Annotated in this window: 18 protein-coding genes and 1 pseudogene; 6 read left to right on the top strand and 13 right to left on the bottom strand. The window is 71.1% G+C overall.

The window, feature by feature from the left end:
* Positions 1-245: 245 nt before the first annotated feature.
* The 5 genes and pseudogenes from cbiE to GLX30_RS28865 all read right to left on the bottom strand — a co-directional run.
* Positions 246-1439 (bottom strand): annotated as a pseudogene (cbiE, locus tag GLX30_RS28885) (precorrin-6y C5,15-methyltransferase (decarboxylating) subunit CbiE); the annotation flags it as partial.
* A gap of 122 nt (positions 1440-1561) precedes the next feature.
* Positions 1562-2209 (bottom strand): GNAT family N-acetyltransferase, encoded by a 648-nt coding sequence (locus GLX30_RS28880; RefSeq protein ID WP_208545508.1) that lies wholly within the window; start codon positions 2207-2209, stop codon positions 1562-1564.
* 187 nt (positions 2210-2396) lie between these two features.
* On the bottom strand, positions 2397-3257 hold the full coding sequence (locus tag GLX30_RS28875; protein ID WP_159693774.1) for a MetQ/NlpA family ABC transporter substrate-binding protein: 861 nt from the start codon (positions 3255-3257) through the stop codon (positions 2397-2399).
* Positions 3258-3333: 76 nt separating this feature from the next.
* Entirely contained in the window at positions 3334-4005 is a 672-nt protein-coding gene (locus GLX30_RS28870) for a methionine ABC transporter permease (RefSeq protein ID WP_159693773.1), read from the bottom strand.
* Positions 4002-5066: an ATP-binding cassette domain-containing protein gene (locus GLX30_RS28865; RefSeq protein WP_167306875.1), complete on the bottom strand. Its 1065-nt coding sequence runs from the start codon at positions 5064-5066 to the stop codon at positions 4002-4004. The genes GLX30_RS28870 and GLX30_RS28865 overlap by 4 nt, the downstream gene beginning before the upstream one ends.
* A gap of 632 nt (positions 5067-5698) precedes the next feature.
* On the opposite strand from GLX30_RS28865, the gene GLX30_RS28860 reads away from it, so the two are divergent.
* Together GLX30_RS28860 and GLX30_RS28855 are read left to right on the top strand one after the other, a co-directional pair.
* The gene (locus GLX30_RS28860) at positions 5699-6058 is read left to right on the top strand and encodes a hypothetical protein (RefSeq protein WP_159693771.1); all 360 of its coding nucleotides are present in this window, start codon (positions 5699-5701) and stop codon (positions 6056-6058) included.
* Between the two features lie 2 nt (positions 6059-6060).
* A complete protein-coding gene (locus GLX30_RS28855; protein WP_159693770.1) occupies positions 6061-6477 on the top strand; it encodes a hypothetical protein in 417 nt (138 codons plus the stop codon).
* 36 nt (positions 6478-6513) lie between these two features.
* Here the strand turns inward: GLX30_RS28855 and GLX30_RS28850 are convergent, their stop codons facing one another.
* The 3 genes from GLX30_RS28850 to GLX30_RS28840 all read right to left on the bottom strand — a co-directional run bounded on the left by GLX30_RS28850 (position 6514) and on the right by GLX30_RS28840 (position 8918).
* Positions 6514-7017 (bottom strand): GNAT family N-acetyltransferase, encoded by a 504-nt coding sequence (locus GLX30_RS28850; protein ID WP_159693769.1) that lies wholly within the window; start codon positions 7015-7017, stop codon positions 6514-6516.
* A gap of 38 nt (positions 7018-7055) precedes the next feature.
* Positions 7056-7595 (bottom strand): sigma-70 family RNA polymerase sigma factor, encoded by a 540-nt coding sequence (locus GLX30_RS28845; protein WP_159693768.1) that lies wholly within the window; start codon positions 7593-7595, stop codon positions 7056-7058.
* Between the two features lie 165 nt (positions 7596-7760).
* Complete coding sequence (locus tag GLX30_RS28840) at positions 7761-8918, bottom strand: glycerophosphodiester phosphodiesterase (protein WP_159693766.1); 1158 nt, start codon at positions 8916-8918, stop codon at positions 7761-7763.
* A gap of 223 nt (positions 8919-9141) precedes the next feature.
* Here GLX30_RS28840 and GLX30_RS28835 point away from each other — a divergent pair, with 223 nt between their 5' ends.
* Complete coding sequence (locus GLX30_RS28835; protein ID WP_208545507.1) at positions 9142-9831, top strand: lysophospholipid acyltransferase family protein; 690 nt, start codon at positions 9142-9144, stop codon at positions 9829-9831.
* Positions 9832-10091: 260 nt separating this feature from the next.
* Here the strand turns inward: GLX30_RS28835 and GLX30_RS28830 are convergent, their stop codons facing one another.
* The 3 genes from GLX30_RS28830 to GLX30_RS28820 are packed head-to-tail and all read right to left on the bottom strand — an operon-like array spanning position 10092 to position 13560.
* A complete protein-coding gene (locus GLX30_RS28830; protein WP_159693762.1) occupies positions 10092-11636 on the bottom strand; it encodes an MFS transporter in 1545 nt (514 codons plus the stop codon).
* Positions 11633-12184, bottom strand: a complete 552-nt coding sequence (locus tag GLX30_RS28825; RefSeq protein ID WP_159693760.1) for a TetR/AcrR family transcriptional regulator — start codon at positions 12182-12184, stop codon at positions 11633-11635. The genes GLX30_RS28830 and GLX30_RS28825 overlap by 4 nt, the downstream gene beginning before the upstream one ends.
* Positions 12185-12222: 38 nt before the next feature.
* Positions 12223-13560, bottom strand: a complete 1338-nt coding sequence (locus GLX30_RS28820; RefSeq protein WP_159693758.1) for a BTAD domain-containing putative transcriptional regulator — start codon at positions 13558-13560, stop codon at positions 12223-12225.
* A gap of 161 nt (positions 13561-13721) precedes the next feature.
* Here GLX30_RS28820 and GLX30_RS28815 point away from each other — a divergent pair, with 161 nt between their 5' ends.
* From GLX30_RS28815 to helR, 3 genes are all read left to right on the top strand, one after another.
* Positions 13722-14291: a hypothetical protein gene (locus GLX30_RS28815; protein ID WP_159693756.1), complete on the top strand. Its 570-nt coding sequence runs from the start codon at positions 13722-13724 to the stop codon at positions 14289-14291.
* A 196-nt stretch (positions 14292-14487) separates the two neighbouring features.
* Positions 14488-15723, top strand: a complete 1236-nt coding sequence (locus GLX30_RS28810; RefSeq protein WP_159693754.1) for a glycosyltransferase — start codon at positions 14488-14490, stop codon at positions 15721-15723.
* Between the two features lie 154 nt (positions 15724-15877).
* Entirely contained in the window at positions 15878-18076 is a 2199-nt protein-coding gene (gene helR, locus GLX30_RS28805) for an RNA polymerase recycling motor ATPase HelR (protein WP_208545506.1), read from the top strand.
* 97 nt (positions 18077-18173) lie between these two features.
* On the opposite strand, the gene argH is transcribed toward helR, so the two are convergent.
* A complete protein-coding gene (gene argH / locus GLX30_RS28800) occupies positions 18174-19601 on the bottom strand; it encodes an argininosuccinate lyase (RefSeq protein WP_159693750.1) in 1428 nt (475 codons plus the stop codon).
* A 77-nt stretch (positions 19602-19678) separates the two neighbouring features.
* Positions 19679-20872, bottom strand: a complete 1194-nt coding sequence (locus tag GLX30_RS28795; RefSeq protein ID WP_159693748.1) for an argininosuccinate synthase — start codon at positions 20870-20872, stop codon at positions 19679-19681.
* Positions 20873-20954: the final 82 nt, after the last annotated feature.

The raw sequence follows: 20954 nt of genomic DNA, 5'->3' as shown, positions 1-20954 counted from the left end.
GGACCAAAGCATTGTCGCGGTCGTTCGCCACTGCGGCAGCAAGATCCGCCGCGGTTCGCTGTGGGCTGCGCCACGTCGCGCGACCCCCCGGTATCGACGTACCACATACGGGAACCAAAGTGGCTCCCTTTTCCGGACATTGACGAACGAAGCGACGAACGTCCGGCTGCGGTACAACAATCGGCCAGCCTACCCCGGCCCGTCCGTCGAGGGGGCCGGGGCCGAGGGTCGGGCTGCCTTCCGCACAGCAGGAAGACCACGCAGCGTTCACGTTCCGACCAGTCGGACGTGTCCAGCTCGACGGACTGGAGGAGGGCGCATTCGACGCTGTATCCGCCGGCGGCGAGGGCCGCGCCGATGGCTTCCGCCTCGTCCCGGGTGGAGGCGTGGGTGACGATGCGCTGCGGCCTGCGGTCGGCGACGGCGGTGACGACCGGCACTCCCCCGCCGCCGATCCGTACGACATCGGGCTCGGGGAGCCGCTCGAGAACGTGGGGGGCCCGCCCGTGCACCACCTGGAGCTGGACGCCGAGGCGCCGGGCCGCCGCCTCGGTGCGGCGGCATGCCTCAGGGTCGCTGTCGACGGCGATCACCGCGGCACCGAACCGCCCCGCCTCCGCGGCGAGGGCGCCGCTGCCGGAGCCGATGTCCCACACGAGGTCGCCGGTGCGTGGGCCGAGCCGGGCCAGCTGGGCGGCCCGCAGGCCGGCGAACTCGCCCTCGCCGCGTGCGGGCGCCTCGGTCGGCGGCAGGCCCCAGCCGCGTACGGCCGGGGGGTAGCCGGGATCCCGTCCGGCGATCCAGCCGCCGGTCCCGGTGAGAGGGACGGGGCCGGCGGTGCCGCCGATGACGATGACGACGTTGGGGTCGCGCCACATGTGGTCGGCGACCTTGTCGGAGGTGAGGACGGTGACCTGCTCACGGTCGGTGCCCAGCTCCTCGCAGATGACGAAGGTGCGATGGATGCCCTCGAGCAGCAGCGCGAGTTCGGCGGGGCCGGCGCCCGGGGAGGTGAGGACGGCGACCTTGCTGTGCGCGCGGCACACATTGACGGCCTGGCGCAGCGTGCGGCGGTGTGCGACGACGATCTGGGCGTCGTCCCACGGCATGCCCGCCCTGGCGAAGGCGGCCGCCACGGAGGAGACGGCGGGGACGACCTCCACCTCGAGGCCGTACTCGGGCGCGCGCAGGGTGCGTACGACGCCGAAGAGGCCGGGGTCGCCGTCGGCGAGGACGACGGCGCTGCCGCGGTGTCCGGCGATCCGCCGGGCGGCGAGGCCGACGCTGCCGAGGCGGATGCGCTCGGCGTCGGGCGGGACTTCCGGCAGCGCCAGATGATGGGCGGCGCCGGCGACCAGGGTGGCCGCGGAGAGGGCGGACCTGGCCGCTCGGGTGAGTGGCGAACCGTCCCAGCCGATCACCGTGACCCGGTCGGCCATCGTCGTCAGTCTCCTGGGGTTGTCGCAGGTCGGAGCAGTTCCGCGGGTACGCGTCGCACGTGAGGGTACCTGGCGGACCTGTCGGGCTGCCCTCGGGAGGGGCGTCGTTCCCGCCCGGAAGGTCAGTTCCAGTCGGTGTAGGAGGCGTAGCCCGCCTCCGCGAGCCGGTCGGCCTCGAGGTCTTCCGGGAGGAGGCTCCAGACGATCAGGTCGGTGCGGATGTCCACCCAGGCGCCGGAGCCGTCGTCGGGCCGGGTGCGGGCTATCCACGCGTTGCGCAGGACGCCTTCGCTGATGCAGCCGATCTTCTGTGCCACCTGCTGGGAGGCGGTGTTGTCGGCGGCGGTGCGCAGTTCCATGCGCTCGAACTTCTGGTTGCGGAACAGCCACCGGGCCACGGCGAGCACGGACTCGGTCGCGTAGCCCTCGCCGCGCGCCCAGGGGGCCGTGACGTAGGAGACCTCGGTGGAGAGGGTGCGCCAGTCGGTGTTCTGCAGGTGCACGACGCCGACGAGCCGCTGGGTGAGGAACTCGGTGACGGCGAGCACGATGCCGCGGCCTTCCGTGCGCTCTGCAGGAGCGATCCTGCGCACCCAGGCCTCGGAGTCTGCCGCCGTGTAGGGGTGGGGCACGGAGGTCCAGGCGGTGACCATCTCGTCGTTCATCATCTCGGTGTGGGCCGCGATGTCGGCTTCCTCGTAGGGGCGCAGCACCAACCGCTCCGTGCTGATGGACACGTCCGGGAAGGTGGTAGTCATGCGCAGCTCCATGCCGAAGACTGTCGTATACGGGTCGAACCTGACGGCGTATTGGCCGTAAAGGCACAGCATGCAACATCGGGTGCGGGCCGTGCATGGCCGGGTGCCGGTACGAGGCGGCCCCGCGCACCTTGGTAGGTGCACGGGGCCTCAGTCAAGTGGCTTCCCTCGAGCGTCACTTGACGGGTACACGGGGGTCTCAGCCCGCGGCGCCGAAGGCGGCGACGACGGAACCGTCGTACGTGTCCTCGATGTACTTCTTCACCTCGGGCGAGTTGAGGAGCTTCGCGAGCTTCCGCACGCGGGCGTCGTCCTCGTTGCCCTCCTTGACGGCGAGGAAGTTGGCGTACGGGTTGCCTTCGGCCTTCTCGAGGGCCAGGGAGTCCTGGGCGGGCTTGAGGTCGGCCTCGATGGCGTAGTTGCCGTTGATGACGGCGGCGTCGACGTCGTTCAGGGCGCGGGGCAGCGTCGCCGCCTCGAGCTCCTTGAACTTCAGGCCCTTGGCGTCGGCGATGTCGGACAGCTTGGCGTCGGTGCCGGCGCCGTCCTTCAGGGTGATCAGCCCGTTGTCGGCGAGCAGCGCCAGCGCGCGGCCTTCGTTGGTGGTGTCGTTGGGGACGGCGATCGTCTGGCCGGCCTTGATGTCCTTGAGGTCCTTGGCCTTCTTGGAGTAGAGGCCGAGGGGCTCGAGGTGGACGTCGACGACCGGGACGATGGTCGTCTTGTTCTTCTTGTTGAAGTCGTCCAGGTACGGCTTGTGCTGGAAGAAGTTGGCGTCGACCTGGCCCTGCTGGGTGGCGGTGTTGGGCAGGACGTAGTCCGTGAACTCCTTGACCTCGAGGGTGAGGCCTTCCTTCTTCGCCAGGTTGTCCTTGACGTAGTTCAGGATGTCGGCGTGCGGCGTCGGGGACGCGGCGACGACGAGCGCCTTGGACTCGTCGGCCTTGCCGCCGCTGTCCGCGCCGGCTCCCGGGTCGGAGGCCGTGCCGCAGGCGGTGAGACCGAGGGCGAGCGCGGCGGTGGCGGCGGTCGCCGCGGTGAGCTTGATGTTCGTACGCACGAAGAGTGCCTCTTTCTGGTGGTGGAACAACGCCCGGACAAGGAGTGCGGGCTGTGTGGGGAGAAGGTTCGGGGGTTCAGCTCGCGGCGCGGCCCCGGCGGGCCAGCAGCCGTACGGCTCCGTCGCCGATGAGCTGGACGACGGTGACGATGGCGATGAGGATCACGACCGTGATGAGCATGAACTGCGTCTCGAAGCGCTGGAATCCGTAGGTGACGGCCTTGGATCCGAGGCCTTCGCCGCCGACGGCGCCGGCCATCGCGGAGTATCCGACGAGGACGATCACGGTGGTGGTGACGGCGGAGACCAGCGAGGGCAGGGCCTGCGGGAGCAGCACCTTGCGCACGATGGTGGGGACGGAGCCGCCCATGGACTGGACGGCCTCTACGAGCCCGTGGTCGACCTCGCGGATCGCCGTCTCGACGAGGCGCGCGAAGAAGGGGATGGCGCCGACGGCGAGGGGCACGATCATCGCGGTGGGGCCGATGAAGGTGCCGACGACGAGCGTCGTGAAGGGGATCAGCGCGATCAGCAGGATGATGAACGGCAGCGAGCGGCCGATGTTCACGATCACGCCGACGACCTTGTTCACCGGGGTGTTCTGCAGCAGTCCGCCCTTGTCGGTGAGGACTAGGAGCACGCCGAGCGGCAGGCCGCCGGCGACGGTGACGAGGGTGGACCAGAGCACCATGTAGAGGGTGTCGAAGGTGCCCTGGCTCAGCAGGGGCTGCATCTCGGACCAGGTCACTTCGCGACCTCCTTGACCGGCTCGGGGGCGTGCTGCGCCGGGACGTGCGCGGATCCGGGGCCGACGACCTCGACCTGGAGTCCCTGCTCGCGCAGGAAGCCGACGGGGACGACGTTCTCCTCGTAACGGCCGGGGAGTTCGATGCGCATGCGGCCGATCTGCTTTCCGCCGACGGTGTCCATCGCGGCGCCGAGGATCGAGATGTCGATGTTGTACGTGCGCGAGAGCTGGGAGATGACCGGCTGGGTGGCGGCCTCGCCGTGGAAGGTGACGTCGATGACGGTGCGGCCGGGGCCGGAGGCGTCGCCGCCCACCGGGAAGAGCTCGCGGGCCAGCTCGGAGCCTGGGGTGGCGAGCAGTTCGCTCACCGTTCCGGATTCGATGATCTTGCCCTTCTTCATCAGCGCCGCCGAGTCGCAGATCGTCTTGACGACGTCCATCTCGTGCGTGATCAGCAGCACGGTGAGGCCGAGCTGCCGGTTGAGGTCGCGCAGCAGCTGGAGGATCGAGCGGGTGGTCTCGGGGTCGAGGGCGCTGGTCGCCTCGTCGGAGAGCAGCACCTTGGGGTCACCGGCGAGGGCACGGGCGATGCCCACGCGCTGCTTCTGACCGCCGGAGAGCTGGCCCGGATAGGCCTTGGCCTTGTCGGCGAGACCGACCAGGTCGAGCAGTTCCAGGGCTTTGCGGGAGCGCTGGGCGCCGGGGACGCCGAGGATCTCCAGGGGCAGTTCGACGTTGTCCTTGACGGTGCGCGAGGACAGCAGGTTGAAGTGCTGGAAGACCATGCCGATGCGGCTGCGTGCCTCGCGCAGTTCCTTGGAGGCGCGCCGGCCGCGGCCGGCGAGGGCGGTGAGATCCGTTCCGGCGACCGTCACGGTGCCGGAGGTGGGGCGCTCGAGGAGGTTGACGCAGCGGATCAGCGAGGACTTGCCGGCGCCGCTCTGACCGATGACGCCGAAGACTTCGCCTTCACGGACGTGCAGGTCGACGCCGTCCAGAGCGGTGACCTCGCGGCCGCCTCGCGACTGGTAGACCTTGGTAAGGCCCGTAGTGGTGATCACAGGGGTATCCGTCACTGTCGAGTGCACGGCGAGGTGTCCGCCGGGCACGGGGCATTTCGGTTCCGACGCGGCACGGCTGGTTCGGCTGGTGGCCGGGGCAACGCGTGCGCGGGGCAGGCTCGGTCCGAGGCGTTCCAGATCTCCGGGGACGTTCGGACGCGGCGCGGCTGTCGGTCTCGCTTCGGGGCGCGAGGCTCAGGCAGGGGCCCTCAGATGGCGCACATTCGACACATGCGGCGAGCACCGGGCGTCGTGTTCGCCTCGGTCGCAAGGGTGCGGCTGCTCGTCGTGGTCATGGCTGCAAGTAAAACAGAAGGGCGGACGACGACAGCGGGACCGTCCGCATAGCGGACAGATGAGTTGCACCATGTGGACGGATCGGTCCGCCCCGGTGATCCCCGCCTCCGGTCCCGGCGATACCCGCTTCCCCGGTCGTGAGCTGCACAGATAAGGCACCTGCACCCGAGGCCCGCACGTCGGCCGGGGGCCCGTGGCGGTCGCCGGCTGTGGTCAAGACCACGGTCGCGGCACCGGCTGCTCGCCCGTGACCGTGCCGACGTCGGCAGGTCCCTCCCGGCCGCCGCCCGGGGCCGGACGCATCGCGGCCTTCGGCCCGTAATACCCTCGAGCCCATGCTTGACGCCCTGACGGTCGCGGTCGGTGTGACCGCGCTCGCCCTCGCCGCCTGGTGCGGTTTCGCCGCATACAAGGACCAGCCCACCAAGGACTGGCACTTCATCGGCATGGCCGTGGTGACGGTGCTGGCGCTCGCACAGCTGGTCGTGGGAATCGTGCGGCTGGCGCAGGGCGACGAGGCCTCGGAGGGCACCGCGATCTTTGTGTCGTACCTGATCGGTTCGGCCCTCGCGGTACCGGCGGCCGGTTTCCTCTCGCTGGCGGAGCGGACCCGATGGGGCTCCGCGACGGTGGCGGCCGGCGCGGTGGTGCTGGCCGTGCTCGAGGTCCGGCTCCACGACATCTGGGGAGGCTGACGATGGCCGAGCCCACCACGGACGCCAAGAGGCCCGCGAAACTGGTCGCGGGCCCCGGACTGCTGCTGGTCTGGCTCTACGGCGTGATGTCCGTCGGCGCCGTGTCCCGCTCCGTGTACCAGATCCTCACCGACTTCGGCAGCGCACCGCTCGCTCATGTGCTCTCGGCCGTCGCCGCCGTCGTGTACGCGTTCATCACCTACACCCTGGTGCGGGGCGGCGAGACGGCCCGCAAGGCGGCACTGGTGTGCTGCGCCGCCGAGTTGGCGGGCGTCCTGATCGTCGGGACGTGGACGGTCCTCGACCCGTCGGCGTTCCCCGACTCGACCGTGTGGTCCGAGTACGGGATGGGCTACGTCTTCATCCCGGTGCTGCTTCCCGTCACCGGGATGCTCTGGCTGCGCCGCGCACGCGCCTGACCCACAGCGGGACGAAGCGGGACGCAGCGGAAGCCGTCAGGCGCTGGCGACGTACGCGCCGGCGGAGGTCTCCTTCTCCAGGGTGACCAGCGTCAGCCGCGGTCCGACCTCCTCGCGGGAGACCGGGACGTATCCCCTGCTGCGGTACAGCCGCAGATTGCTCTCGCTGCGGTGGCCGGTGAACAGCTGGAACCGCTTGGCCGCCGGGTCCCCGGCGAAGCGCGCCTCGATCGCGTCGAGCAGCCTGCCGCCCAGTCCGTGGCGCTGCATCCGCGGGTGCACGATGAGCTTGGTGATACGGGCCGTCCCGGTGGCGTCGATGCCGGCGCGCACGGAGGCGACCACCTCGTCACCGAGCCTGGCCACGAGCGCCGGCCCCTGGGTGATCTCGGCGCGGAGGTCGGCGAGCGACTGGGTCAGGGGCTCGATGCCGTAGTCGCCGTAGAGCTCGGCCTCGGTCTGATAGCACAGATACTGCAGCTTGAGGATGTTCTCCGCGTCGGTCTCCGCCGCCGCCGAGATGGTCACGCTCATGCCCATGTGCGCACGCCTCCCGCTCACCTGTCACCGCCGGTTGTCTACCGCTCCTTTCCCCGATGTTCAGGAGCTGCAACCTCTGCCGCCAGCATTCTGCGCAGACATCCCAGGCAACGGGAACGCATCGGCCCCAGACTTCCTTGTGAGATACCCAACGTCCCTGCGATTTCCCGGTAGGTGGGGTCGTGCGGCGACAACATCGCAGCCAGCAGGCGGGGGCAGTTGCCGGGGGTGCGGGCCACGGCGGCCCGCAGCACCCGACGCCGCTCGCCCAGCAGCGCGGCGCGCTCGGGACCGCCCGCGGGGTCGGCAGAGGGCTCGTGGCGGTAGGGGAGTTCGCGTGCGGCCGTCCGGCGGGCCCGGCGGGCCTCCGCCCGTACGGCGGCCCTGACCCAGCGGGCGGCGTCGGGCGGCGGGCCGCCGTCGCCGAGGCGCTCCAGGAGCCGCACCCACACGGCCTGTTCGAGGTCGCCGGCTTCCATGGCGGCGCCGGGCGCTTCCGCCGTCGCCTCCGCGGTCACCAGCGCCTTCAGCGCGCCGACGACCTGTCCGGAGGTGGGGATCTCTTCGAGAACGGTCATGCCGGGCGGGACGGCCCGGGGCCCGGCCGTGGTTGCCCGGCGGGGGCCCGATCACCCGTACGGGGGTGCCGTCGGCGCCTTCTTCCCCTGCCGTGCCCGTGACAGGGCGTCAACCTCGCGCGGCATGCACCAGCCGCGCGAGGTTGACGCCCCGGACGGCCGGTGTCAGGCGGTGAAGTCGGAGGCGGCCAGCAGGCCGGTGTCCGGGTTGTCCGTGAAGATGCCGTCGATGCCCGTAGCGAAGTACGCCTTGTACGCGCCGAAGACGTCGCCGTAGGCGTTCGGATCGGTGCCGCGCCGGAAGTCGGCGGGCAGGAAGGTGTTCTCGTTGCGCATCGTGTACGGGTGCAGGACCAGGCCCCGCGCGTGCGCGTCCCGCACCAGCGTCGTCGGCTCGGTGAGCCGGCCGTTCGCGTCCTTGGGGATGACGAGGTCCAGCAGCGGGCCGATCCCCTGGGCGAAGCCCGCGATCCACTCCAGGCCGTCCGGCTGGACCAGGTCGGCCACCGTGCGCGGGTCGCCCGACTGGCGGAAGTCCCACGGGCGGTCGTCCGGGGTCCACAGCAGGACGACACGCGGAGTGCTCACCAGCCGGGCCATGCGTTCCATGCTCGTCGGCTCGAAGGACTGGAGGAACGTCGGGGAGTTCGCGCGGTGCCGCCCGTACCGGCGCAGCAGCTTCGCCAGCCGCTCCTCCGAACCGAGGCCGATGCTCCGGAAGTAGGTGGGGTGCTTGGTCTCGACGTAGAGCCACACCGGGCGGCCGCGGCGGCGCCCCTCCTTCTCGGCCCACTGCAGCACCTCCTCGAAGGTGGGCACCGTCCAGCGGCCGTCGTAGAGGGTGTTCTCCTGGCGGGTGCCAGGGATCCGCTCCTTGGCGCGCAGCGTCTTCAGCTCGGCCAGCGTGAAGTCCTCGGTGAACCAGCCGGTCAGGCTGACTCCGTCGACCGACTTGGTGGTCCGGCGAGAGGCGAACTCGGGGTGCGCGGCGACGTCGGTCGTGCCCGTGATGTCGTTCTCGTGACGGCATACAAGGTGCCCGTCCTTCGTGGGCACCAGGTCCTGCTCGATGACGTGCGCACCCATGTCGAGGGCGAACTGGTACGCGCCGATGGTGTGCTCGGGGCGGTATCCGCTGGCGCCGCGGTGGGCGATCACGGTGGGAACGGGCAGGCCACCCCGGTCCTTGCCGGACGTGCGGACGCCGTCGGTGCGCTCACCCGCCTGCGCCGCGCCCACGCCGGCCCCGAGGGCCGCGGTGGTGAGGACCGCGGCTCCCAGCACGCTCCGACGCGCCGGACTGCTGCTCGCACCCTGTGTCATGAAACGTTCCTCCATGTGGTGTACCGCGTGTGATGTCCCGCACCTGCCAAGCGACGCCCGATGGTAGGCAGTTACCTCTTACCTGCGGCAGACCCTGCACGAACACGGCGGAAACACACGTCAACACTGCGTATCTCCTCGGTGAACCCGATGTGCGACAGAGGGTGACCCGCGAGTATCGTCCTCACCTGCAAAGACTTCACCGGTCATAACCGCCCGTCCCATGACACCGGAGGACCCGTTGTCCCGCTTGACGCTCATCAAGGCAGTGCTCGGGCCGATCCTGCGCCTGATGTTCCGCCCGCGTGTGGAAGGGGCGGAGAACATCCCCGGGACGGGGGCCGTGATTCTCGCCGGGAACCATCTCACCTTCATCGACTCCATGATCCTGCCGCTGGTCTGCGACCGCCCGGTGTACTTCATCGGCAAGGACGAGTACGTCACGGGCAAGGGCATCAAGGGCCGCGCCATGGCCTGGTTCTTCACCGGCTGCGGCATGATCCCGGTCGACCGGGACGGCGCCAACGGCGGTGTGGCCGCGCTGATGACCGGTCGCCGGGTGCTGGAGGAGGGCAAGATCTTCGGCATCTACCCCGAGGGCACCCGCTCTCCCGACGGCCGCCTCTACCGCGGCCGTACCGGCATCGCCCGCCTCACACTGATGACCGGCGCGCCGGTGGTCCCCTTCGCCGTCATCGGCACCGACAAGCTCCAGCCCGGCGGCGCGGGCCTGCCCCGGCCCGGCCGGGTCACGCTCCGCTTCGGCGAGCCGATGGAGTTCTCGCGCTACGAGGGGATGGACCGTGACCGCTATGTACTGCGGGCGGTGACGGATTCGGTGATGTCGGAGGTCATGCGGCTGTCGGGGCAGGAGTACGTGGACATGTACGCGACCAAGGCGAAGGCGGCGTAAGCGTAAGCCGCTGCGCGGGGCCGTTTCCCCACCCCGCCCCCGCCCCTGCACGGAACCGGGGCAGACCCCGGACCCGTCCCGCCTTCGGCGGTCTCCTCAAACCCTCCCTACGGCCTGGCGGCGTGGGAGGTGCCCCCGGACGGGCTGGATTTCGCTCCGCGTAACCGGCCTCGCCGACGGAGGCATTCAAGCCCCGCCGGCGATCGAGGGAGCGGGCAGGGGACAAGCTCGCGAGCGGCCACCCCCGCCCCCACAGCCCGTCAGTGCTCGACGTCCTCCGCCAGCTTCTGGCCCCTCAGCAGGAACCACGCCGCCACCGCCGTGGTGAGCAGCACGACCGCTCCGACCCCCGCCGCCATCCGCAGGCCCTCGGTGAACGCCTCCTGCGCCGCCGTGACCAGGGCTTCCGCGCGGGCCGGCGGGAGCGAGGCCGAGGCCTCGACCGCGCCGCCGAGCGACTCGTGGGCGGCCGCGGCCACGTCCGGCGGCGTACCGTCCGGCGCGGTGAAGGCGCGGTAGACGCCGGTGACGATCGAGCCCAGCAGCGCGATGCCGAGCGCAGCGCCCAGCTCGTACGCCGTCTCCGAGACCGCGGAGGCGGCTCCGGCCTGTTCCTTGGGAACGCTGGAGAGGATGACGTCCGCGGTGACCGTGAACGAGAAGCCCGCGCCCGCGCCGACGATCAGCAGCGCGGCGCCGAGCAGCGGGTAGCCGGTCGACCCGGTGAGGAGCGTCAGCACGGCGAGGGAGAGTCCGACGGCGGCCAGGCCGCCGGCGACGACGGAACGAACCGAGAACCGGCGGGCGGCCCTGCCCGCGACCAGCCCGGTCGCCACCGCGCCGATCGCGGCAGGCAGTTCGGCGAGTCCCGCCTCGAACGGCGCGCGCCCCTGGACCAGTTGCAGGAACTGGGACAGGAAGAACACGAGACCCGACAGGCCGAGGATGGTCAGCAGGTCGGCGAGCACCGCGCCCGAGAACCCGCGGTGCCGGAACAGCCGCATGTCGAGCAGGGGCGCGCTCAGGGTGAGCTGCCGACGGTAGAAGCCGTACAGGCCGGCGGCGCCCACGAGCGCCGCCGCGCCCGCTGCCCAGCTCGCCCCGTGCGTGGCGGCCTCCTTGACGGCGTAGACAACGGCGACCATGCCGACGAGGGACAGCGCCACGCTGAGCAGGTCCCACGGGCCGGCGACCGGGTTCTTCGACTCCGGCAGGAGCTTGACGCCGACGACGACGAGGACCGCCATCACGGGCAGGTTGATCAGGAAGACGGAGCCCCACCAGAAGTGCTCCAGCAGCAGTCCGCCGACGACGGGGCCCACCGCCGCACCCGCGGACGCCGTGGCGCCCCAGATACCGATGGCGAAACTGCGTTCCCTGGGGTCGTGGAAGATGTTGCGGATCAGTGCCAGCGTGGAGGGCATCAGGGTCGCGCCGGCGACCCCGAGCAGTGCCCGCGCGAGGATCATCATTTCCGGGCTGGTGGCGTACGCGTTGAGCACCGACACGGCGCCGAAGGCGACGGCTCCTGTCAGCAGCAGCTTCTTGCGCCCGATGCGGTCGCCGAGGCTGCCCATGGACACGAGCAGGCCGGCGATGACGAACGAGTAGACGTCGCCGATCCACAGCAGCTGGGTGCCGGTCGGTGCCAGGTCCTCGCTGAGGAACGGGGTGGCGAGGCCGAGCACAGTGGCGTCGACGGCCACCAGCAGGACGGCGAGGACCAGGACCGCGAGGGCCAGCCAGCGGCCGGGGCGGTACACGGTCTCGTCCGTCCCGGTCGCGGGCTGGACGGTGCTGCTCATTGATCCACTCTCCGTAGTGCTCCGCCGAGCAGCAGCTCGGCGGTCATGTGCTGGAAGTCCTTCTTGGCGACGCGGCCGTCCATGACGGCCCAGGCGCAGGAGCCGACGAGGGCGTAGAGCGCCTCCGTCAGCCAGGCCGGTGTCAGGTCGATGCGGAACTCGCCCTCGTTCTGTCCGCGCCGGAACAGGTCGGAGACGCGGGCGTCGAGCCGGGCCCAGCCCTCGTTGATCTCGTCGCCCTCGAAGAGCTGGTTCTCGGTGTAGAGGAAGGCCAGCAGGTCCGCGGCCGGCTGCGTCTCGCTGATCAGCCGGCGCAGGGCCTCGCCGGCGCCGTCCTCGTCGAGACGCGCCCGGTCGATCGCCGCTTCGAACTCCTGGATGCCCAGCTGTTCCAAGGCCCTGACGAGCGCGTCCCGGCCGGCGAAGTGACGGTGCAGGGTGGCGCGGCCGATGCCCGCGGCCCGGGCGACCTCGTCCATCGTGGCGGTCGATTTCCGGGCGAGGAGGGCGGCGGCGGCACGCAGCACGTGGTCTCGATCCATGGCCATGGGACAACCATAGACCATGTGAGACGTTGATGTCTCATTCAGTACGTCGACGTCTCTTCTCCGCAGGTCCGGAGGCTGCACCATCTACGCCGGCCGCTCCCGTCACGGAACAGCCAGCCGCAGTCGGCCCCCGGGCAGGCACGTACGGTGAATCGCCCCGGGTCCGCCAGCAACTCGGCGGCGCTGCGGGCCACGGCGAGCACGGGCAGCCGCAGACCGGCGGACGGGGACAGCCGCCAGCGGCCGAGGCCGTCCTCGCCGCGGACGAACGCCGACGCCTTCGCGGCGTCCTCCGCGACTCCGGCGACCGCCTTGAACGCCCTCACGTCGTCGGGACCGGTCAGAGCGGCATACAGCTGGGTACGCAACTCCCGGGCCTCCCCGAGAACGGCCGCGGCCTCTTCGGGACACTGCCGCGCCCGCTTGAGCAGCCCGCTCACCAGCCGCTCCTCGACGAGGTCCAGGTGCCCGGCCCAGACGGCGAGCGTGCGGTACGTGCGCAGCCACTCCGATCCCGGCAGGCCGGGCCCGCCCCAGCCGGCGTAGGTGTTGCAGAACTCGAGCGCCGGGTGGCCGCTGGTGGTCCAGGGCAGCCACTCCTCGCCGACCCGTACCGCGTAGAGGGGCGCGGGCGGGCGGTGCAGCCGGGGATCGCCCCGCAGCATGCGTTCGTGCAGGGTGTTCAGCCCGGCGCCGGGCTCGATGCCCAGGCCGGTCACCAGCGCCTTCCGGGTGGCGCGGTACAGCTCGAGCGCCTCGGCCTGCCGGCCGCTCCGGTACAGGGCGGTCATCTGTGCGGCGACGAGCCGTTCCCTGCCGGGATGTGCGCGGGCCAGCGGCGTCAGGTCGGTGACGACGCCGTCGTGCAGACCGAGCTCCAAGTGGGCCTCGGCCCGCAGTTCCAGAGCGGACAGCCGGAGTTCGGCGAGCGGGGCGCCGAGCCGCTCACGCAGTCCGTCGTCCGCGACGTCGGCGAGCAGCGGTCCCCGCCACAGCGCGAGGGCCCGGTCGTACAGGCGCACCCGCTGCGCCGCGTCGGCGACGCCCCCGGCGCGGCGGGCGAGGTCCGTGAACTCGTGGGCGTCGACCGCGTGGACGCCCGGGTCGAGGACGTAACCGTCGTGGCGGGTCTCGACGCGCACCCCGTACGGGCCCAGCCGGGCGCGGAGCCGTCCTATGTACGTGTGGACGGTGCCCCGCGCGGAAGCGGGCGTGTCGCCGTCCCACAGCAGCTCGATGAGCCGGCCGGTGCTCACGACCCGGCCCGCCTCCAGCAGGAGGATCGCGAGCAGGCAGCGCTCCTGGCGGCGGCTGCCGACCAGGACCCGGTCTCCCTCGTGACGGGCCTCGAACGGACCCAGCAGCTGGAACTCCATGGCAGCCGCGAGCCTAACCGGCGGGCGCGGCGGTGCACAGCGGTGGTGAGCCGGTGGTCAGACGGCAGGGACAGGCTGGGGCGGACAGCGGGACGGCTTCCCCGGTCCGATCCTTCTCGGCCCGGTCACGTCTCGGCCGATCACTTCTTCAGGGAGTCACCATGCGACGAACCGCCGTTGCTCTGGCGGCAGTTGCCGCGGCCCCACTCATGGGCGCCGCGCCCGCGTCCGCCGGCGGGCCCGCCGCGCCATCAGCCGGCTTCGACGCCGGGCCCGCCCTCGGGTTCGGCACCGGCCTCGACACCGGCTGGAAGCCGGCGCCGTCCGCGCCGTGGGACGTCGCGGCGGGCCTGCGTTGCGACTTCCCCGTCCACGGCGAGCCCGTCGTGGACGAGGTGGTCCGGCGCGTGCTGGACACCCACCCCGACGGGTCTCCCGAACTGGTCGCCTACAAGGGCGATCTGATCGTGCGGGTCACCAACAAGGAGACGGGCGACTCGCACGACGCGGACGTCAGCGGCACGGCCGTCGTCGACCACCGCGCCGACGGCTCCCAGTTCTGGTCGGTGCTCGGCCCGGTACTGGTCGGGGTCGGCGAGGGCGGCGGCAATCTCGGCCGGGGCCTGTACATCGTGGACGGCGTCTACACCATGGAGATCAGCCCGTCCGGCTACAAGAAGGTCACCATGGCCCACGGATCGACGACGGACATCTGCGAACGGATCGGCTGACCGGCGCCGCGACGGATGCCGCGACCGGATCCCTGCCCGATGGGCTGTCCGTCCCGAAGTACGAAAAAGGGCAAGGGGGCTGTGCCCACTCCTTGCCACTCTCAAGGTATAGCGCACTGGGGGGCTTGCGGCAAGGCCCCCGTCGTGCCGCAGAATCTCCGGCCTGAGCCGGATCTGCGGAAGCGAGAGTCACGAAATGCGAGTGTTGTTGTCGACGTACGGGTCGCGCGGTGACGTCGAACCGCTGGTGGGACTCGCGGTGCGGCTACGGGAACACGGCGCGGAGGTGCGCGTGTGCGCGCCGCCGGACGAGGACTTCGCGCAGCGGCTGGCCGATGTGGGCGTGCCGCTGGTGCCGTTCGGCCCGTCGGCGCGTGCGCTGACGACGGCCGCGCCGCCGCCCTCGTCCCTGCCCGAGCGCGCGGCCGCGGTGATCGCCGGTCAGTTCGACGCGATCCCCGCGGTCGCCGAGGGATGTGACGTGTTGGTGGCGACGGGTGCGATGCCGGCCGCGGCCGGCGCGCTGTCGGTGGCCGAGAAACTGGGCATCCGCTCCGTGTCCGTGACCTTCCAGCAGCTCACCCTCCCGTCGCCCTACCACTCTCCGCTGGCGTACGCGGGCAGGCCGTTCCCGCCGGACGTGACCGACAACCGGGTGCTGTGGGACATGGACGCGCAGAGCATCGACACGCTGTTCGGTGAGGCGCTCAACACCAACCGGGCGTCGATCGGCCTGCCCCCGGTGGACCACGTCCGCGACTACGTCGTCGGGGACCGCCCGTGGCTGGCGACGGACCCGGTCCTGGACCCGTGGCTGGAGCCGGCGGACCTCGACGTGGTGCAGACCGGCGCATGGTTCCTGCCGGACGAACGCCCGCTCCCGGACCCGTTGGCGGCGTTCCTCGACGCGGGCGAGCCGCCGGTGTACGTGGGCTTCGGCAGCATGCCCCTGCACGGCTCGCCGGACGCCGCCCGCGTGGCCGTCGAGGCGGTCCGCGCGCAGGGCCGCCGCGTACTCGTCTCCGGCGGCTGGGCCGACCTGGCTCTGATCGACGACCAGGACGACTGCTTCGCCGTGGGCGAGGTCAACCACCAAGCACTGTTCGGCCGGGTGGCCGCCGTCGTGCACCACGGCGGCGCGGGCACCACGACCACGGCCACCCGTTCCGGCGCACCGCAGGTGGTCGTGCCTCAGTCTGTGGACCAGCCCTACTGGGCGGGCCGGGTGGCCGAGCTGGGCATCGGCGCGGCGCACGACGGCCCGACTCCGACCTTCGAGTCCCTGTCGGCCGCGCTCAGGACGGCCCTGACGCCCGGGACCCGCGACCGGGCGAGGGCCGTGGCCGGCATGGTCCGCACCGACGGAGCGACGGTGGCCGCGAAGCTGCTGCTCGACACGGCCGGCCAGGAAAGGCCGCCCAAGTCCGCGTGAACATCACATGATCACCGAGCCGGGAACCGGAACACGACAACCTGCGAACGTGGCCCTCACGGCTGTTGCCGCCACGCCACCAGGTGCGTCACGCCGGCCCGGACCCCTTGCCGCGCGCAATGACTGCAAGCTGCCTCACATCGGAGCCAAGGACTTGAATTCCCTGACCACCAGCGCCTTCGACCTTCCCGACCGCCTCTCCCCCAAGGCCGACCCGACGCTGATCGCCGGCGACGAGCAGCACTTCGCGGCCATCGCGACGTGCCTGGAGGAGTCGATCGCCGAACTGACCGACCGCCTCGACACCGAGCGCAGGGCGCCCGGCGGCACCGGCCGGCAGGCGATGGACCGCGACATGGAGATCCACCGGCTGACCGCTCGCCTGCGCGCACTGCGCCGCTTCGGGCTGGACCTGTGCCTCGGGCACATGGTCGGCGCGGACGACCCGGAGCCGGTGTACATCGGACGACTCGGCCTCAAGGACAGCACCGGCCGCCGGCTACTAGTCGACTGGCGCTCCCCCGCGGCCGAGCCGTTCTTCGGAGCCACCCACGCCGACCCGATGGGTCTGGCGAGCCGCCGCAGATACCGCTGGACCCGCGGCCGGATCAGCGACTACTGGGACGAGGTGTTCACGGCGGACGGGTTCGCCGGGCACGCCGCGCTCGACGACCAGTCCGCCTTCATCGCCAGCCTGGGCAGCAACCGGTCGTCGCGGATGCGGGACGTGCTCGGCACCATCCAGGCGGACCAGGACGCCGTCATCCGCGCGGGGTCCCGCGGCGCTCTCGTCGTCGACGGTGGTCCGGGTACGGGGAAGACCGTCGTCGCGCTGCACCGCTCCGCCTACCTCCTGTACTCCGACCCTCGCCTCGGTCACCGCCGGGGCGGCGTGCTGTTCGTCGGTCCGAGCCGGCCCTACCTGAGCTACGTCGCCGACGTCCTCCCCAGCCTCGGAGAGGAGGGCGTACAGACCTGCACCCTGCGTGACCTCGTCGCCGAAGGGGCCGCAGCAGAGGTCGAGACCGATCCGGAGGTGGCCCGCCTGAAGTCGTCCGCGGACCTGGTGCACGCGATCGAGAAGGCCGTCGCCTTCTACGAGGAACCGCCCGCCAAGGGCATGACGGTCACGACCCACTGGTCCGACATCCGGCTGAGCGCCCACGACTGGGCCGCGGCGTTCGAAGCGGCGGAGCCGGGTACCCCGCACAACGAGGCGCGCGACCAGGTGTGGGAGGAGCTGCTGACGATCCTGGTGGACAAGCACGGTGAGGACGGCGAGGACGACGACGTCCCGCCCGAACTGCTCCGCAAGTCGCTGCGGGGGAACAGGGAACTGGTCACGGCCTTCGACCGCGCGTGGCCGCTGCTCGAGGCGGCCGACCTCGTCGGGGACCTGTGGTCGGTGCCCGCCTACCTGCGGATGTGCGCGCCCTGGCTCGGCCGCGAGGAGGTCCACAAGCTGCAGCGCGAGGAACCCCAGGCCTGGACGGTGTCCGACCTGCCGCTCCTGGACGCCGCACGGCAGCGGCTCGGCGACCCGGAGGAGTCGCGGCGCAGGCGCCGGCACGAGGCCGTCCTCGCCGCCCAGCGCGAGCGCACGGAGCAGGTCGTCGACAACCTGATCCAGGCCGCGGCCGATTCGGGCGCCGACGGTGACGACGGCGAAGGCCTGGTGACGATGCTCCGGGGCGCCGACGCCAAGGTCAGCCTGGTCGACGAGTCCGAACTGTCGACCGTCGAACCGGACCTGCTCGCCGGTCCGTTCGCGCACGTCGTCGTGGACGAGGCCCAGGAACTCACCGACGCCGAGTGGCAGATGCTGCTGCTGCGGTGCCCGTCCCGGAGCTTCACCATCGTCGGGGACCGTGCCCAGGCCAGGCACGGGTTCACGGAGTCGTGGCAGGAACGGCTCGAGCGGGTCGGGCTCGACCGGGTCACCCTGGCGTCCCTGAACGTCAACTACCGTACGCCGGAAGAGATCATGGCAGAGGCCCAGCCGGTGATCCGGGCCGCGCTCCCCGACGCCAACGTGCCGACGTCCATCCGCAGCAGCGGCGTCCCCGTCGAGCACGGATCCGTCGCGGAACTGGAGGCGATCCTGGACGGCTGGCTCGCCGAGCATGCCGACGGGATCGCCTGCGTCATCGGCGCCGGAGACGTCGAAGAGGGCACGTTCCGGTCGACGTCCCGCGTCCGGTCGCTGACACCGGAGCTGTCGAAGGGCCTCGAGTTCGACCTGGTCGTCCTCGTCGACCCGGAGGAGTTCGGCGAGGGCATCGAAGGAGCGGTCGACCGCTACGTCGCGATGACCCGGGCGACCCGGCAACTCGTCGTCCTCACGAGTTCCTGACGTCGGCCGGACGGAAGCGGCGCATCGACGTGGGACCGGGACGACCGGTCCCGCGTCGATGCGCCGCCAGGGGCGGCGGCGCCCTGACGCCCCCGCGCTACTGCTTGGCCGTGGCCCAGGCGTGCTGTATCACCAGGTCGGCCTTCACCTCGTTGAGCTGGGTGGCGACCGCCGAAGGGGCGGTGCCGCCGCGACTGTTGCGGGAGGCCAGCGCGCCGGGCACGTTCAGGACGGTACGGACCTCGGGCGTGAGGTGCTCGGAGATCTTGGCGAACTGCTCGTCCGTCAGCTGGTCCAGCTCGATGCCCAGCTGCTCGCACTCCTTGACGCACTCACCCGCGACCTCGTGCGCCACACGGAACGGCACACCCTGCTTGACCAGCCACTCGGCGATGTCCGTGGCGAGCGAGAAGCCGGCCGGGGCGAGCTCCTCCATCCGCTCGCGGTTGACGGTGAGCGTGGCCATCATGCCCGTGAAGGCCGGGAGCAGGACCTCGAGCGTGTCGCAGGAGTCGAAGACAGGCTCCTTGTCCTCCTGGAGGTCGCGGTTGTACGCGAGCGGGAGGGCCTTGAGCGTGGCGAGCAGCCCGGTCAGGTTGCCGATGAGCCGACCGGACTTGCCACGTGCCAGTTCCGCGATGTCCGGGTTCTTCTTCTGCGGCATGATCGACGAGCCGGTGGAGAAGGCGTCGTGCAGGGTCACGAAGGAGAACTCCTTCGTGTTCCAGATGATGATCTCCTCGGCGATCCGCGAGAGGTTCACACCGATCATCGCGGTGATGAAGGCGAACTCGGCGACGAAGTCCCGCGACGCGGTGCCGTCGATGGAGTTGCCGGCCGAGCCGCGCTCGAAGCCGAGGTCGGCCGCGACCGCCTCCGGGTCGAGCCCGAGGGAGGAACCGGCCAGAGCACCGGAGCCGTACGGCGAAACGGCCGTGCGGGTGTCCCACTGGCGCAGCCGCTCGGCGTCCCGGGACAGCGACTGGACGTGCGCCAGGACGTGGTGGGCGAAGAGGACCGGCTGCGCGTGCTGGAGGTGCGTACGGCCGGGCATGGCCACGTCCGGGTGGGTCTCGGCCAGGCCGACGAGGGCGTCCTGGAGGTCGGCGATCAGGCCGCCGATGATCCGGGCGTGGTCGCGCAGGTACATCCGGAACAGCGTGGCGACCTGGTCGTTGCGGGACCGGCCGGCACGGAGCTTGCCGCCGAGGTCGGGGCCGAGACGCTCGAGCAGGCCGCGCTCGAGGGCGGTGTGGACGTCCTCGTCGGCGATGGTGCCGGTGAAGTCGCCGGACGCCACGTCGGCCTCGAGCCGGTCGAGTCCGTCGAGCATCCGCGTCAGCTCGTCGTCGGTGAGCAGGCCCGCCTTCTTCAGGACGCGGGCGTGGGCACGGGAGCCGGCGATGTCGTACGGCGCGAGCCGCCAGTCGAAGTGCACGGACGCGGACAGCTTCGCCAGCGCCTCTGCCGGACCGTCGGCGAAGCGGCCGCCCCAGAGCCGGACGTCACCGTTGTTGCTGCTCACAGCTCGAGCTCCTTGGATGAGGGTGTGAAGACGCCTCCCCGCCGCGACGAGGAGGCGCACTGTTCAACGCAGGCGGGTTACGCCAGGTCCCGCTTGGCGGCGATCTTCTGCGACAGGCCGAAGATCTCGATGAAGCCCTGCGCCTTCGACTGGTCGAACGTGTCGCCCGAGTCGTAGGTGGCGAGGTTGAAGTCGTACAGCGACTCGTCGGACTTCCGGCCGGTGACGACGGCCCGGCCGCCGTGCAGGGTCATCCGGATGTCGCCGGTGACGTGCTGGTTGGCCTCGTTGATGAAGCCGTCCAGGGCGCGCTTGAGCGGGGAGAACCACAGGCCGTCGTAGACCAGCTCGCCCCAGCGCTGCTCGACCTGCCGCTTGTACCGGGCGAGCTCGCGCTCGACGGTGACGTTCTCCAGCTCCTGGTGCGCGGTGATCAGCGCGATGGCGCCGGGGGCCTCGTAGACCTCACGGGACTTGATGCCGACGAGCCGGTCCTCGACCATGTCGATCCGGCCGATGCCCTGGGCGCCGGCCCGCTCGTTGAGCTGCTGGATGGCCTGGAGGACGGTGACGGGCTTGCCGTCGATGGCCACCGGGACGCCGGCCTTGAAGGAGATGACGACCTCGTCGGCCTCGCGCTGCTCGGCCGGGTTCGAGGTGTACTCGTAGATGTCCTCGATCGGCGCGTTCCAGATGTCCTCGAGGAAGCCGGTCTCGACGGCCCGGCCGAAGACGTTCTGGTCGATGGAGTACGGCGACTTCTTGGTGGTGGCGATCGGGAGCTGCTTCTCCTCGCAGAAGGCGATCGCCTTGTCCCGGGTCATCGCGTAGTCACGGACCGGGGCGATGCACTTCAGCTCGGGCGCGAGGGCGACGATTCCGGCCTCGAACCGCACCTGGTCGTTGCCCTTGCCGGTGCAGCCGTGGGCGACGGTGGTGGCGCCGTGCTTCTCGGCGGCGGCGACGAGGTGCTTGACGATCGTCGGCCGGGAGAGGGCGGAGACCAGCGGGTAGCGGTCCATGTAGAGGGCGTTGGCCTTGATCGCGGGGAGGCAGTACTCCTCGGCGAACTCGTCCTTGGCGTCGGCCACCTCGGCCTCCACCGCACCGCAGGCGAGCGCGCGCTTGCGGATGACGTCCAGGTCCTCGCCGCCCTGGCCGACGTCCACGGCAACGGCGATGACCTCGGCGCCCGTCTCCTCGGCGATCCAGCCGATGGCGACGGAGGTGTCCAGGCCGCCCGAGTAGGCGAGTACGACGCGCTCGGTCACGGGTTTCTCCTTACGGTGCATACGCTGATGGGTATAACTATGCAGTCCTCCGTATGGTTTGTCAATCGACGTGGAAACCCGC

It is taken from the genome of Streptomyces sp. Tu 2975 (assembly GCF_009832925.1).
GTDB lineage: Bacteria > Actinomycetota > Actinomycetes > Streptomycetales > Streptomycetaceae > Streptomyces.
The sequence above is the reverse complement of the archived record's forward strand: the minus strand, read 5'-3'. Positions and strand labels throughout refer to the sequence as shown.